The organism is Streptomyces sp. NPDC054887 (genome assembly GCF_053610585.1).
The window spans coordinates 148,677-162,071 of record NZ_JBSGYQ010000005.1 but is presented as its reverse complement, the minus strand read 5'-3'; the positions used below and the strand labels follow the sequence as shown (position 1 = coordinate 162,071).

14 protein-coding genes are annotated in these 13,395 nt (G+C 73.6%); 4 read left to right on the top strand and 10 right to left on the bottom strand.

From position 1 onward, the window contains the following. Positions 1-39: 39 nt before the first annotated feature. From ACWGH0_RS04800 to ACWGH0_RS04775, 6 genes are all read right to left on the bottom strand, one after another. Complete coding sequence (locus tag ACWGH0_RS04800) at positions 40-612, bottom strand: GAF domain-containing protein (protein WP_453402686.1); 573 nt, start codon at positions 610-612, stop codon at positions 40-42. Next, positions 609-1,214: a GTP-binding protein gene (locus ACWGH0_RS04795; protein WP_453402685.1), complete on the bottom strand. Its 606-nt coding sequence runs from the start codon at positions 1,212-1,214 to the stop codon at positions 609-611. Before ACWGH0_RS04795 ends, ACWGH0_RS04800 begins: the two co-directional genes overlap by 4 nt. Further along, a complete protein-coding gene (locus ACWGH0_RS04790) occupies positions 1,192-1,566 on the bottom strand; it encodes a DUF742 domain-containing protein (protein ID WP_453402684.1) in 375 nt (124 codons plus the stop codon). Before ACWGH0_RS04790 ends, ACWGH0_RS04795 begins: the two co-directional genes overlap by 23 nt. Then, positions 1,566-2,000 (bottom strand): roadblock/LC7 domain-containing protein, encoded by a 435-nt coding sequence (locus ACWGH0_RS04785; RefSeq protein WP_453402683.1) that lies wholly within the window; start codon positions 1,998-2,000, stop codon positions 1,566-1,568. The genes ACWGH0_RS04790 and ACWGH0_RS04785 overlap by 1 nt, the downstream gene beginning before the upstream one ends. Before the next feature lie 62 nt (positions 2,001-2,062). Further along, on the bottom strand, positions 2,063-4,093 hold the full coding sequence (locus tag ACWGH0_RS04780) for an ATP-binding protein (protein WP_453402682.1): 2,031 nt from the start codon (positions 4,091-4,093) through the stop codon (positions 2,063-2,065). 246 nt (positions 4,094-4,339) lie between these two features. Continuing rightward, complete coding sequence (locus ACWGH0_RS04775) at positions 4,340-5,575, bottom strand: MBL fold metallo-hydrolase (protein ID WP_453402681.1); 1,236 nt, start codon at positions 5,573-5,575, stop codon at positions 4,340-4,342. Between the two features lie 352 nt (positions 5,576-5,927). Here ACWGH0_RS04775 and ACWGH0_RS04770 point away from each other — a divergent pair, with 352 nt between their 5' ends. After that, positions 5,928-7,106 carry a Glu/Leu/Phe/Val dehydrogenase dimerization domain-containing protein gene (locus ACWGH0_RS04770; protein ID WP_453402680.1) on the top strand — a complete coding sequence of 393 codons (1,179 nt, stop codon included), beginning with the start codon at positions 5,928-5,930 and terminating at the stop codon, positions 7,104-7,106. Between the two features lie 264 nt (positions 7,107-7,370). On the opposite strand, the gene ACWGH0_RS04765 is transcribed toward ACWGH0_RS04770, so the two are convergent. After that, a complete protein-coding gene (locus ACWGH0_RS04765) occupies positions 7,371-7,949 on the bottom strand; it encodes a hypothetical protein (RefSeq protein ID WP_453402679.1) in 579 nt (192 codons plus the stop codon). A gap of 212 nt (positions 7,950-8,161) precedes the next feature. Here ACWGH0_RS04765 and ACWGH0_RS04760 point away from each other — a divergent pair, with 212 nt between their 5' ends. Then, positions 8,162-8,782: a TetR/AcrR family transcriptional regulator gene (locus ACWGH0_RS04760; RefSeq protein ID WP_453402678.1), complete on the top strand. Its 621-nt coding sequence runs from the start codon at positions 8,162-8,164 to the stop codon at positions 8,780-8,782. 155 nt (positions 8,783-8,937) lie between these two features. On the opposite strand, the gene ACWGH0_RS04755 is transcribed toward ACWGH0_RS04760, so the two are convergent. After that, the gene (locus ACWGH0_RS04755) at positions 8,938-9,711 is read right to left on the bottom strand and encodes an SIMPL domain-containing protein (protein ID WP_453402677.1); all 774 of its coding nucleotides are present in this window, start codon (positions 9,709-9,711) and stop codon (positions 8,938-8,940) included. A 191-nt stretch (positions 9,712-9,902) separates the two neighbouring features. Here ACWGH0_RS04755 and ACWGH0_RS04750 point away from each other — a divergent pair, with 191 nt between their 5' ends. Then, the gene (locus ACWGH0_RS04750) at positions 9,903-10,790 is read left to right on the top strand and encodes a carbohydrate kinase family protein (RefSeq protein ID WP_453402676.1); all 888 of its coding nucleotides are present in this window, start codon (positions 9,903-9,905) and stop codon (positions 10,788-10,790) included. A 13-nt stretch (positions 10,791-10,803) separates the two neighbouring features. Here the strand turns inward: ACWGH0_RS04750 and ACWGH0_RS04745 are convergent, their stop codons facing one another. Further along, entirely contained in the window at positions 10,804-11,805 is a 1,002-nt protein-coding gene (locus ACWGH0_RS04745) for a DUF6745 domain-containing protein (RefSeq protein ID WP_453402675.1), read from the bottom strand. 134 nt (positions 11,806-11,939) lie between these two features. After that, complete coding sequence (locus tag ACWGH0_RS04740; RefSeq protein ID WP_453402674.1) at positions 11,940-12,266, bottom strand: hypothetical protein; 327 nt, start codon at positions 12,264-12,266, stop codon at positions 11,940-11,942. A gap of 173 nt (positions 12,267-12,439) precedes the next feature. Between ACWGH0_RS04740 and ACWGH0_RS04735 the strand changes: the two genes are divergently transcribed. Next, entirely contained in the window at positions 12,440-13,393 is a 954-nt protein-coding gene (locus ACWGH0_RS04735) for an STM4015 family protein (protein WP_453402673.1), read from the top strand. Positions 13,394-13,395: the final 2 nt, after the last annotated feature.

Genomic DNA, 13,395 nt, shown 5'->3' with positions numbered 1-13,395 from the left:
GGTGCCCGGTCCGGGATGCCGCCGTCTCGCGGCGCCGGATCAGATGCCGCCCTCTTCTCGGCGCCGGATCAGTTCGGCCAGTTCCGCCGCGCCGGCCTTGATCGTGTCCAGTCCCGCGCGGCCCCACCGGCGCGGCTCGGTGTCGACGACGCAGACGGTGCCGAGGAGCAGATCCGTACGCCGGTCGATCACGGGCGCCCCCATGTAGGAGCGGATGCCGATCTCGTCGACCACCGGATTGCCGGCGAACCGGGGGTAGTCGCACACGTCCTCCAGGACGAGCGCCTTGCGCCGCGCCACCACGTGCGGGCAGTACCCGTGGTCGCGGGCGAGGAACCGGCCGATGCGGCCCGTCGCGGCGACCTCGCCCAATTCGGTGCCGCCGTGCGCGCCGGTGGGGGTGTGCAGCCCGGCGAAGAACTGCCGGTTCTCGTCGATGAAGTTGACCATGGAGTACGGCGCTCCGGTCACCTCCGCGAGCCGGTCGGCGAACGTGTCGAACGCCGGTACGGGCCGCTCCCCGAGCCCGAGCTGCGCGAGCCGCCGCACGCGCGCCGGCGCCTCCGGGTCGACGGGGGTGAGCAGCACGTGGCCGATCCGGTGGTATGTCATGCGGGTGCTCCGTGGCTTCCGTAGCCCGTCGAGGCCGGGGTGAGGGTGAGCAGGCGCCGGACGAGGGTGACCAGCGTCTTGATGCCCGAGCTGGCGATGCGGGCGTCGCACAGCACGACGGGGACCTCCGGCGGCAGATCGAGGGCGGCCCGTACCTCCTCCGGCTCGTAGCGGTGTGCGCCGTCGAACTCGTTGACGGCGACGACGAATTCGATGCCGCGCCGTTCGAAGAAGTCGAGCGCCGCGAAACTCTCCTGGAGGCGGCGGGTGTCGGCGAGCACGACGGCGCCGAGGGCGCCCTTGGAGAGCTCGTCCCACATGAACCAGAAGCGTTCCTGACCGGGCGTGCCGAAGAGGTACAGCACGTGGTGCTCGTCGAGGGTCAGCCGGCCGAAGTCCATCGCCACGGTCGTCGTGGCCTTGTCCTCGATGCCCTCCAGGTCGTCGGTCCCCACGCTCACCTGGGTGAGCAGTTCCTCCGTACTCAGGGGAGCGATGTCGCTCACCGCTCCCACGAAGGTCGTCTTGCCGACGCCGAACCCGCCCGCGACCAGGATCTTGAGCGCGGTGGGAAACAGATCAGAGCCGTCGTCGTAGGCCATCGAGCACTGCCTCCAGCAGGGTGAGGTCGGTGGGCTGGTCGTCGAAACGAGGTGCGTGGGTGGTGAGCGCTCCGCAGACGACGAGGTCGGAAAGCAGCACCTTGGTGACGACCGCGGGAAGCCGCAGGTACGCGGCGATCTCCGCGACCGAGGTGGGGTGGGCGCACAGCCCGAGCGCCTGCGTGTGCTCGGGGCCGAGGTGCATCGCGGGCTCCGCTCCGGTGGCCCTGACCATGGACAGCAGGTCGAGGTCGGTCGTGGGGCGGGTGCGGCCGTCGCTCACCGTGTACGGGCGGACGAGCCTGCCCGCCGCGTCGTCGAGCCACGGCCCGTCCTGCGGGAGCGGCCCCATCAGCGTCCCGTGGCGCTCGGTACGCCCGCCCGCTGCCTGGCCGGGGTGACGAGGTACGGGCGCACGCTCTTGACCAGCATCGCCATCTCGTAGCCGAGGACCGCCGCGTCCGCCTCGCGGCCGGCGAGCACGGCGAGGCAGGTGCCGGAGCCGGCGGTGGAGACGAAGAGCAGGGTGGAGTCGAGTTCGACCACGACCTGGCGGACCTCGCCGCCGTCGCCGAAGCGGGCGCCGGCGCTGCGGCCGAGCGAGTAGAGGCCGGAGGCGAGGGCGGCCATGTGGTCGGCGCTGTCGGTGTCGAGGCCGTGGACCGACTTGACGAGGCCGTCGGAGGAGAGCAGAACCGCGTTGCGTGTGAAGGGGACACGCTGGACCAGGCCGCTCAACAGCCAGTCGAGATCGGACGCTTGGCCGGTTGGCGCATCACTCACCATGGTGCATCTACTCCTTGGGTACTGCGTGCGTGGAGGGAGGGGAGGCGGGGGCGGGGCCGTGGTCAGCCGGCGCCGCCCTCGCGCGGTCGGTACAGCTCCGGATACCGCTCCGGCGCCGGGGCGGGCGCCGGGCCTGGCGCCGGAAGGGCGGCGGAGGGCGGCGGCTGGTCCGGGTGCGCCGCTTGGTCCGGGTGCGGCACGGGGTACGGGTGGGGCGCCTGGTCCTGGAGCGTCTCGCGGTACGCGGGCTGCGCCTGGTCCTGGGGCGTCACGGGATACGCCGGATGCGCGGGCTGCACGGAGTACGTCGGGTGCGTCGGGTGCGCGGGCAGCGGCTGGTCGGGGCGCGTTTCGCGGTAGGGGGGCTGCGGCTGGACCGGCTTGGGTTCGGGGTGCGGGCCGGCCTCGGGGTGCGGGTCGGGCTGCGCCTCCGCCAGGCCGATGCCCCGTTGGAAGGCGGCCATCAGCCCCGGGTCGTGCAGGGCGGGGTACTCGTCGTCCCTGCGCGGAGCGGGGGCGTCCCTGAGCTGCGGGACCAGGCTCTCCTGGCTGCGGCGCACGGGCAGGCTGGGCCGGCTCGTGGTGCCGCGTACGTATCCCTCGGCGCGCGGCTGGGCCAGCGTGTGCACCGGCTCGGCCGACCGGTCGGGCCGGGCGGAGCGGTCGCCGCCGGGTCGGGCGGCGGCCGGAGTGGGCCGGTCCTGCCGCGCGCCCCGCACGGGAAGCGGCGCGGGGCCCGCGGGGTGCACGGCGGGGGCGGGGGCGGAGGAAGGGGTCGGGGCGGGTGGCGCCGGGGCCGGCGGGTGGGGGTCCGGAGCGGAGGCCGGCGCCGGGACGGATCGCGGGGTGCCTGCGGCCGCGGCGGGAGTGTTCCCGTCGTCGTCACCCAGCAGGGCCTGGGGCAGGACGAGCACGGCCTGGACACCGCCGTAGATGTTGGGCTGGAGCCGGACGGTGATCCCGTGCCTGCGGGCCAGTGCGGACACCACGAACAGACCGATGCGCCCGTCCTGGAGGAGGCGGCCGACGTTGACGTTGTCCGGGTTGTGGAGCAGGGCGTTCATCTTGTTCTGCTCGCCGAGGGGCATGCCGAGGCCGCGGTCCTCCACCTCGACGGCCAGTCCTGCGGTGACGTGCTGGGCGCGAAGCAGGACGGTGGTGTGCGGGGCGGAGAACACCGTGGCGTTCTCGACGAGTTCGGCGAGCAGGTGGATCACGTCGGCGACGGCGTGGCCGCGCAGGGTGCCGTCGATGGGCGGCACCAGCTTGACCCGGGAGTACTGCTCGACCTCGGCGATCGAGGAGCGCAGCACCTCGGTCATGGTCACCGGGTTGCTCCACTGGCGGCGGGAGACCGCGCCGCCGAGGACGGCGAGGTTCTCGGCGTGCCTGCGGATGCGGGTGGCGAGGTGGTCGACGTGGAAGAGGCCCTTGAGCAGCTCGGGGTCCTCGACGTCGTTCTCCAGCTCGTCGAGCAGCTGGATCTCGCGGTGCACGAGCGACTGGAGCCGGCGGGCCAGGTTGACGAAGACCTCGACCATCTGGTCCGCGCCCGCGCTGTCGTTGAGCCGCGCGGCCTGCACGAGGGCGGTGACGGCGGCGTCGTGGGCCCGTCCCATCTCCTGTTCCAGCCGGTCGAACTCGTCACCGCCCGGTGCGGCGGGGGGCGGCGTACGCCGGGCGGGCGGCCCCTCGCCGCGCCGCAGCTGCTCCAGGACCGCGCGCAGGTCGGCCTGGCTCCGCGCGCCGGCCCTGCGCAGTGCGGTGCAGCGGTCGAGCACGGTCTTGGCGGCGCGGTCGGCGGCCACGACGGCCGCCGCGAGCGCGACGACTACGAGTGCCCCGGCCCCCGCGAGCGCGACCCATAAGCTCCGGTCCGGCCGGACGGCGGCGGTCGCGTGGAGGGTGCACAGCACGGCCGCGACGCCGCTGAGCGCGACGACTACGGCCGGCAGTACGGCGGCGCGCAGCATCTGGGGCCGTATGTGCACGTCGGGCATCGGATGGGGGGACTGGGGCCGGGCGCCCGGCCGCCCGTGCCGGCCGCCCTCGCGGCGGTCTGCGCGCGCGGCGGGTGCGCGAAGTTGAGACATCAGAGTCCTCGGTACGTGGGGCCCCAGGGATCGGCGTACTGCGTCTGCTCGACCACGGTCGGTCCGGGCTCAACGTGGGTGATGTGGCCCCGTGTTGATCACCGGGCACTCACAGTAGTCGGCAACCTTCCATGATCGACGCCCTGTTGCCAAACTTGCCCGCGCAGCGTCCCGCTCTGGTATGACAACTCGCACTGCCGACCGAAAACCCCATGGCTCCGGCGACTCCGACGACTCCGGGGCCCGCTACACCGCGGGCGCGGTCTCCGGCTCGCCGGTGTCGGCCGCACGCCCCCGGCCCACCGGCCGTCCGGACACGGCGGGCAGCCCGCCGCCGGGGCCGCCCGCCACGGGGCCGGCGGCGACCGCGCGCCACCACGGTGCGACGGGCAGGGCATCGGCGCCGGGCTCGAAGGGCTCGCCGGGACGGGGCAGCGCGATGCGGGCGCCCGCCTCCTCGGCGGCCGTGACGGTGCCCTCGGCGGGTGCGGACCAGGAGTGCGGGGCGAGGTTGAACGTGCCCCAGTGGATCGGCAGCATCGGGCCGGCGGCCGAGCCGTGCGCCGCGACGCCCTGGAGGTCCAGGTGGGCGCGCATGCCCTCGGCCGGGGTCATGTGGATGTCGGGCCAGTACTCGCTGTACGCGCCGATCTGGATCATGGTCGCGTCGAACGGGCCGTGCTCGGCGCCGATGTCCTTGAAGCCGTCGAAGTACCCGGTGTCGCCGCTGTGGTAGATCCGGTGCTCCGGTCCCGCGACGGCCCACGAGGCCCACAGGGTGTGCTGCCGGTTGCGCAGGCCCCGGCCGCAGAAGTGGCGGGCGGGGGTCGCGGTCAGGGTCAGTCCGGCGATCTTCGCCGTCTCGTTCCAGTCCAGCTCGTGCACCCGGTCGGCCGGCACGCCCCAGCGCTCCAGGTGGGCTCCGACGCCGAGCGGCACGGCGAAGACCGTGCGGGTGCCGGCGAGGGCCCGGATCGTGGGCATGTCGAGATGGTCGTAGTGGTCGTGCGAGACGACGACGACGTCGAGCTCGCCCAGCGACGCCAGCGGCACGGGGACGGGGTGCAGACGCTTGGGGCCGACGAAGGAGAACGGGGAGCAGCGCTCGCCCCACACCGGATCGAAGAGCACACGCCGCCCGTCGATCTCGGCGAGCACGCTCGAATGACCCATCCAGGTGAGGCGCAGCCCCGTGGCGGGCGGTGCGGCGAGGTCGGCGAGGGTCGCGCTGTGCAGGGGCACCGCGCCGACGGGCGTTCTGCGGCGGCGCTCCTCCTTGCGGAAGTACACCTTCATCAGTTCGAGCGTCGATCCGGAGGGACGCGTCCTGGCGCCCGTCGGGTTCTGGAAGACCCCGTCGGCGAAGTGCGGAGAGCGGCGGATGCGTTCCATGCGCTCCCCCGCCGGGTCCGCGCCGAAGGGGGCGGACCGCAGCGAGCGCAGCCGGGAGCGCAGCGATGGCAGGGAGTCGGCGCCGGTCACAGGACCTCCAGGGGCTCAGGTCCTCCCATTATGGGCACCGGGTACGACAGCGCGGGAAAGGAGCCCTTGCGGGCCGTGGTGCGGCGGGGAGCGGGGCGTCGTACGGGACCGGACCGCGACCGGGCGCGGAATGGCCGCCCGGGAGGAGACTTACTGATCATTCGTTCAGTAATGGGTGCGTTGACAGGGGTGCTCCGCCCTCCGGATACTGACTGATAGTTCAGTTCAGATGTCTTCGTCGTGCCGGGCGGCGTCCGTGCCCGACCTCCCCGCCGAGCTCCATCGGACTCACCGCGGAGCGCGCGACTCGTCGACGCCCCACTGTCAGCACCGCTGCCGAGGAGAGCACCGCATGAACGCCCCCCTGATCGCGCAGACCTGGACCGACCACGTCACCGGACGCCGGGGTTTCCTGGTCGTCGACCGGCTCGTACGCGGGGTCGCCAGCGGCGGTCTGCGCATGCGCGCGGGCTGCACGCTCGACGAGGTCGCGGCCCTGGCGCGCGGCATGACGATGAAGGAGGCCCTCCACTACAACCCCGAGGGCCGTTACATCCCGCTCGGCGGCGCCAAGGGCGGCATCGACTGCGACCCGCGCGACCCCGAGGCGTACGGCGTCCTGGTGCGCTACCTGCGTGCCATGCAGCCGCACATCGAGCACGTCTGGACCACCGGCGAAGACCTCGGCCTGACGCAGGACGTCGTCGACCGGGCGGCCGCCGAGGCCGGTCTGGTCTCCTCCGTCCAGGCCGTCTACCCGCTGCTCGACGACGAGGCGGCGGCCCGCCGGCGGCTCGCCGACGCGTTCGCAGTCGAGGTCGACGGCATCGGGCTCGACGCACTGGTCGGGGGCTGCGGGGTCGCCGAGTCGGTGCTCGCGGCGCTCGACCGCGCCGGGGTCGCGCACGCGGGGACGCGGGTGTCCGTGCAGGGCCTGGGCACGATGGGCGGCGCGAGCGCCCGCTTCCTGTCCAGCGCGGGGCTGCGGGTGGTCGCCGTGGCCGATGTGAAGGGGACCGTCGCGAACCCGGACGGCCTGGACGTCGAGGCCCTGCTCGCCGCCCGTGACGCGTACGGGGCCGTCGACCGGACGGCGCTGCGCCCCGCGGACGTGGAACTGCCGGGTGACGCCTGGCTGTCGGCGGAGGCGGAGGTGCTGGTTCCGGCGGCTGTCTCGTACGCCGTCGACGCCGTGAACCAGGAGCGGATCACCGCCCGCTGGATCGTCGAGGCGGCGAACATGCCCGTGCTGCCGGAGGCGGAGGAACTGCTGTCGGAGCGCGGGGTGACTGTGCTGCCGGACGTGGTGGTCAACTCCGGCACGAACGCGTGGTGGTGGTGGACCCTCTTCGGCGACATCGGCGCCGACGCGGACGAGGCGTTCGCGTACACCCGGCGCTCGATGCGCGCGCTGGTCGACCGGATGCTGACGCGGGCCGATGCGGACGGCACGACGCCGCGCGCGGCGGCCCACGCGATCGTCGCCGACCGCCTGCCGGTGATCGCGGAGCGGTACGGGTGGTACAGGTGAGGCGCCCCGGGCACGGCGCCCGACTTCGGCCCCCCGTCCTTCGAGGTCGTGCGCGGGCGGATTGCGGTCGTCCTGGCGAGCCGTGCGCACCAGGGCGGAGGTGACGGTCGCCCGGATCGAGGAGGGCCGCTGCCGGGCCCTCGCCGTACCGACGGATGTACGGGACCCTGTGGCCGTGGACTCCCTGTGTCGGCGGGCTGCGCCACAGCGTCCCTCCGCGCCGCAGGAGCCGCGGGAGACCCCGAGCCGTCGCCCGCGTGAGGGTCAGACCGTCGCCGTCGCGGTCACCAGGCGGTGGCCGCCCAGGACCTCCGAGAGTTCCGCCAGGAACCGGTCCGCCAGCGGCGGCCAGTTCCACAGCAGGAGGCCCAAGTGCGCCACCGCGACCGGCGGTTCCGTCGTCCACGCGAGGAAGGCGGACCGCTCGCCGCAGCGGACACAGGCCCCGCTGCCCGGGCCCGTACCGCCGAACCAGGCGTACAGGTCGTCGGCCAGCGGCGCCCACGTCCGGGTCCACAGGTCGGGTCCGCTGTCGGCGAGTTCGGTCGTGGCGCCGCAGGCCGGGCAGGTGGCCGTCCAGAGCTCCGCGCCCACGTACACGCGCCGCTCGATCTCCAGGCCGACACCGCAGGCTCCGGCGCGCGCCACCACCTCGTTCCCGGTCACGGCGTCCGCCGCGTGCGGCCCCGGTGCCCTGCCGAGTTCGTCGCCGAGCAGGCAGTGCGTGAGCTCGCCCTCGACGACGCCCCGGCGCTCCAGCCAGTCCATGACCCGGCCGGCGAGCACCGCGGCCTCCTCCGCCCGGGCGTCCACATCGGCCACCCATACGTACGCATCGCCCATGCGCCGCACGTTATCCCGTACGCCACACCCCTTCGCGCACCGCGCCTTCACCCCGTACATGCGGCGCAGCCTGCCTGGGGAAGGCCATGACGTACGAGCCGCTCAGTCGCTCATGGCGCAGGTGAAAGGGCCCCGCGCCGCGCCGGGCCGTCAAGGGGGGCGGCCGTCCGTAGCGCCCGGGCCGGTCGGCGGCCCGTGTGTAGGGTTGCCGGGTGGCCAGAGTCCGGTTGAGCGTGGAGGAACGGCGCGACGAAATGCTCCGCGCCGCGGTGGAGCAGATCGAGGCGCGGGGTGTCGGCGCCGTACGGATCGCCGACGTCGCCTCGGCCCTCTCCGTGAGCAACGCACTGGTCCTCTACCACTTCTCGACCAAGGAGAAGCTGGTCGCGGCCGCTTTCGCGTACGCCGCCGAGGCCGACCTCGCCACGCTGCGCAAGCTGCTCGGCCGGCGCACCAGCGCCGTCCGCCGCCTGCGTGCGGCAATCCGGTGGTACGCGCCGACCGGTCAGGCCAAGGGGTGGCGGCTGTGGATCGAGGGCTGGGCGGCCTCCCTGCGTGATCCCGCCCTCCGCGAGGTGGCCCGGGAACTCGATCAGCAGTGGAAGACCGCGCTGGCGGAAGTCATCACGGAGGGCGCGCGGACGGGCGAGTTCCGGTGCGAGGACCCCGTGTCCGCGGCCTGGCGGCTGACCGCCCTGCTGGACGGCCTCGCCGTCCAGATGACCGCGTACACGGGGTCCCTGTCCCGCGCCACCATGCTCGAGTGGACCGATGACGCGCTCGCCCGCGAACTGGGCGTCGACCGGGCGGCGCTGGCGGCCGGGGGGCGCTGACGCCCTGGCCCCGGCCGGATCGGCATGGCCGCAAGGGTCCGCACGGGCGGCACGGGTCCGCACGGATCGGCACAGGTCCGCAGGGACGGCACGGGTCCGTACGGACGGCGCGGGTCCGCAGCCGCGGGAGTCGCCGCCCGCGCGGGTGCGGTGGCTCAGTACAGCTCGTACACCGCGGTGACGGCGACCTCGTCGCGGATCTCGCCGGGCGCGACCGGCACCTTGCCCGCCTCGAACGCGGCGCCGGGCACCTCCACGGGCCGGTGGGTCCCGCTGCCCGTCTCGGTGACCGACACGAGCCGGCCCAGTCCCCGGCCGCTGAGCCGCGCGTACTGCTCGGCCTTCGACCGCGCGTCGGCGTGCGCGGCCTCGCGGGCCCTGGCGCGCAGTGCGGACGGGTCCGCCACGTCGAAGACGACGCCGTGGATCCGGGCCGCGTCGCCCGCCGCCGCCGTCACGGCCTCCACGACCGCCCCGGTCCTGTCGAGGTCGCGGATCTTGACGGAGAAGGACTGGCCCGCCTGGTAGCCGGTCAGCTTGGCGGCGGCGCGGTCGGTGTGCTGGTAGACGGCGTTCAGCGACAGGCTCTCCGTCTGTACGTCACGGTCGGCGATGCCCTGGTTCCGCAGGGCGGCCAGTACGGCCTTGGCCGCCGCGGACTGGGCGGCCAGCGCCCGCTTCGCGGTCGGTTCGGTGGCTTCGACGGCGATGGTGAGTACCGCCATGTCGGGGACGGCCGATGCGGTGCCCTCGCCGCCGACCGAGACGGTGGTGGCCTCGCGGTCACCGCCGGGGACGGCGGACGCGGGCGCCGCCGGACCGGAGTGGGGTGCCGCTGCCGCGGGGGCCGCGCCGAAGGCGGGTCCGACGCCGCCGAGGAGGAGGCCGCCGGTGAGGGCGGCGGCGGTGAGAGCCGTACGTACGTACATGAGGAGAGGTCCTTCCCAGGGGGTGTACGGCCATCCCAGCACCGGGCGCTCCGGGACCGGTCACGCCACTCCAGCCTTGTCACCTCTCCGTACCAGCCATACTGCTCACAGCGGATCCGGAAGGGGTTGCGGTGTCTGAACAGCGGTCTGAAGTACCGTCCGAACTACCTCTGGGACTACGGTCGGACGAGGTGCTGTACGACGTCCTGGTCGTCGGCGGCAGCGGGGTGGACACCGTCGTCCGCGTCGACTCGCTGCCCGTACCGCCGGCCGACTCGTTCGGCGTTCCGCCCATCCGTGAGTGGCCGGGGCACACGGGCGGGAACGTCGCGCTGGGCTGCCGCGCCCTCGGACTCGGCGTGAAGTTCCTGGACTTCATCGGTGAGGACTGGATCGGCGGGCAGGTGCGGCGACGGCTCGCCGAGGGCGGTGTCGACTTCGAGCCGCTCATCTCACCGGCGGGCACGCGCCGCGCCGTCAACCTCGTCGACACCACGGGCCGCCGGACGTCCTTCTACGACGCCCGCGATCCCGTTGGATTGCGGATGCCGCGCGACTTCTACCTGCCCCATCTGCGGCGGGCCGGCCACGTGCACCTGTCCATCATGGACTTCGCCCGGCACCTGTTCGACGACATCGGGGAACTGGGCGTACCGGTCTCCACCGACCTGCACGACTGGGACGGACTGGCCGACCACCACCGGGATTTCGCCCTCCGCTCCGACCTGGTGTTCCTCAGCGCGGCGGGCGCCGGTGAGCGCATCGCCGACGTGATGCGGGACATCCTGCGCGAGGGCCGCGCGGAGGCGGTCGTGGCCACGGCGGGTGCGGGCGGCTCGTACCTGCTGACGCGGGACGGCAGCCGCACCCCGCGCCACTTCCCGGCGACCGTGCCGCCCGGCCCTGTGGTGGACTCCAACGGAGCCGGGGACGCGTACGTCAGCGGGTTCCTGTACGGACGCCTCACCGGCCGGGGGCTGGAGGAGTGCGCCCGCCTCGGCTCCCTCGCGGGAGCCCACGCGTGCACCGCGGAGGGCAACACGGACCTGATCGGCCCCGGCGACCTCCTGTCCGCCTAGCCCGCCGCGTCCGTCAGGTCTGCCGCACGGGTTCGTACGCCTCCTGCCCGAGCCCGAACGTCCAGGCCACCCCTTCCTTCGCGGTCCTCGTGGCCGGCGGCACGCGCAGCCAGTACGTCTTGTACGTGCCGTCAGGCTCCGGGGTGGAGTTGACCACCTCGACCATCGCCACGTCCTCGTCGCCCTCCAGGGCTATGCGCCACAGGACGCCGGTCTCGTCGCGGTGCACCGGCTGCGCGCCCGACTCGTCGAGGTAGCGGTCGTAGCCGTAGTGCTCCAGCATCACGCGGCGCAGTTCCGCGTTCTCCTCCGCGCGGATGCGTTCGGGCGTCAGGGACGGCAGTTCGCCGAGGAACGCGGCGGGCACGGGCATCCCGCGCCAGGCGTACAGGGCGAACCCGTCGGGGAAGGCCAGCGCGGGGCCGTCGCCCCGGTCGAGCCGGCCCGCCTCGTCGCGGTGGAGTTCCACGGGCCGTTCGCAGATCACCACCGCGTTCTCGTACGGCCACCACCAGCCGGCGTTCCTGGCGACCTGCGCCAGCCCCGCGAGCCGCTCCCCCCGGCCGTCGAACGCGGCGAGCCAGGCGGCGTCGTGCTGGCCGAGCACCGCGTCCAGCAGGAGCAGCCGCACATCGGACTCGTCCTCCGGCCGCTCCATCAGTTCGGCGACGACTCCCACCCGTATCCGCTCGGCCAGCTCCCTCGTCGTGTCCCACAGCTGGGCTCCGGTGGCCGACCACAGCTGCGCCCACCCCGCCGGGCCCAGTTCGTCGTGCAGCCGCCGCCGCTCCTCGGCCCACGGCCCGGTACGCACCTCGTCGCGCACCGAGCGTCCGGCGCCGGACAGCCGCTCCACGGTCTCGACCGCCGCCCTGGGCGAGTCGGCCCACACGATCCGCTCGGGCTGCGCGAGTCCCGCCGTGCGGTAGGCGAGCCGCACCCCGTCCTCCGCGGCCGCGCGGTCCGCCGCACCGGTCGCCGCCGCGACGGCCCGCCACGTGTTCACCTGCTGCATCGCTTTCCCTGCCCTCTGATCCTGATCCCGATCCCGAATTCAGCTGCTGTTCCTGCCGGCGAGTACACGCCCCCGAACGCGCGCTCCCCGCAGCGTGGTTGACGCACCCCGCCCGGACCGCCCGCACCCGCCGGTCAGTCCGCGACGACGCGGACCGCCCCCGGCACGTACTCGCGCTGGCGCACCACGCGGTACCAGCCCTTGGGCAGCGGTATCACCGCGTGCTCCTCGTGCACCACCCGTCCGCCCTCGGGCAGATGCAGCAGCATCGGGTCGAAAGGACCGGCCTCCCGCAGCAGTCGCCCCGGCCCCTGCACGGCGTGCGCGTGCCCCGTGACCTCGCCCAGCGCCAGCACCAGCCGCCCCCGCGCGTCGCGCCGTTCCCCCGGGGCGTCGGTCAGGTGCGCCGGCACCGCCGACTCGTCCAACGGCACGATGAGCACGTCCCCTTGCCGGTACATGGCTGTCTCCCCTCCCGGTCCGCACACCCTGTGCCGACCCGGTGAAAACGCTACGGCCAGGGTCTGACAATCGCTCCTGACCAGCGACAACGAACCCGCTCGCAGCATTGTCAGTGGCGCTTGATAAACCTTTCGCACGTCAGTCGCACGCACCATGTCAGGAGACCAGGGCCATGTCCGGTGTGGACCATCTGCAGGAACTGCTCGGCCTCCCGGCCGTCGACTTCCGTCCCGACGAGCCCGCCTCGGCCCTGCCGGCCGCGGACGCCGCGGCGTGGCGCATCTCCGTGGACCCGTTCGAGGACGAGGACGGGCCGTGGGAGGAGCGTTTCGACGCGTGGCTGAAGACCGTCGATCCCACGCGGGTCCGTGCGCTGATCATCGGTCAGTGGGGCGAGTCGTACGAAGAGGACTCCTCGTACCCCATCGGTCTCGTCCTCGCGGCGGCCGACCGGCTGACCTCTCTGGAGGCCCTGTTCGTCGGTGACCTCAGCCAGGAGGAGGCCGAGATCTCCTGGGTCGAGCAGTCCGACGTCACGGGCCTGCTCGACGCCTTCCCCCGGCTGCTGGAGTTCGGCGTACGCGGCGGCCAGGGTCTGCTCTTCCCCCCGGTGCGGCACGAGCGGCTGCGTTCACTCGTCTTCGAGTCCGGCGGTCTGCCTGCGGACGTGGTGCGCGGTGTCACCGGCAGCGAACTGCCGTCCCTGGATCACCTGGAGTTGTGGCTGGGCGTCTCCGAGTACGGCGGCACCACCGAGATCGCCGACCTCGCACCGCTGCTCTCCGGCACCCGCTTCCCCGGACTGCGCCATCTCGGCCTGCGCAACAGCGAAATCCAGAACGAGATCGCCGCGGCGGTCGCGTCGGCCCCCGTCGTCGCCCGGCTCGACACGCTCGACCTGTCGAACGGCACGCTCGGCGACGAGGGCGCGGCAGCGCTCCTCGAAGGACAGCCGCTCACCCACCTCGAACTCCTCGACCTGCACCACCACTTCCTCTCCGAGGAGATGGAGCGGCGGGTGGCCGATGCCCTGGAGCCGCACGGCGTCAGCGTGGACCTGTCGGACCGTCTGGAGCCGTGGGACAACCGCGGCGCCGAGGGGCGCTACACCGCCGTGGCGGAGTGATC

Bases quoted from the DNA above. Each gene is read 5' to 3' on its own strand.
- ACWGH0_RS04800 (WP_453402686.1), bottom strand. From the start codon at position 612: ATGACATACCACCGGATCGGCCACGTGCTGCTCACCCCCGTCGACCCG.
- ACWGH0_RS04795 (WP_453402685.1), bottom strand. From the start codon at position 1,214: ATGGCCTACGACGACGGCTCTGATCTGTTTCCCACCGCGCTCAAGATC.
- ACWGH0_RS04790 (WP_453402684.1), bottom strand. From the start codon at position 1,566: ATGGGGCCGCTCCCGCAGGACGGGCCGTGGCTCGACGACGCGGCGGGC.
- ACWGH0_RS04785 (WP_453402683.1), bottom strand. From the start codon at position 2,000: ATGGTGAGTGATGCGCCAACCGGCCAAGCGTCCGATCTCGACTGGCTG.
- ACWGH0_RS04780 (WP_453402682.1), bottom strand. From the start codon at position 4,093: ATGTCTCAACTTCGCGCACCCGCCGCGCGCGCAGACCGCCGCGAGGGC.
- ACWGH0_RS04770 (WP_453402680.1), top strand. From the start codon at position 5,928: ATGAACGCCCCCCTGATCGCGCAGACCTGGACCGACCACGTCACCGGA.
- ACWGH0_RS04765 (WP_453402679.1), bottom strand. From the start codon at position 7,949: ATGGGCGATGCGTACGTATGGGTGGCCGATGTGGACGCCCGGGCGGAG.
- ACWGH0_RS04755 (WP_453402677.1), bottom strand. From the start codon at position 9,711: ATGTACGTACGTACGGCTCTCACCGCCGCCGCCCTCACCGGCGGCCTC.
- ACWGH0_RS04745 (WP_453402675.1), bottom strand. From the start codon at position 11,805: ATGCAGCAGGTGAACACGTGGCGGGCCGTCGCGGCGGCGACCGGTGCG.
- ACWGH0_RS04740 (WP_453402674.1), bottom strand. From the start codon at position 12,266: ATGTACCGGCAAGGGGACGTGCTCATCGTGCCGTTGGACGAGTCGGCG.
- ACWGH0_RS04735 (WP_453402673.1), top strand. From the start codon at position 12,440: ATGTCCGGTGTGGACCATCTGCAGGAACTGCTCGGCCTCCCGGCCGTC.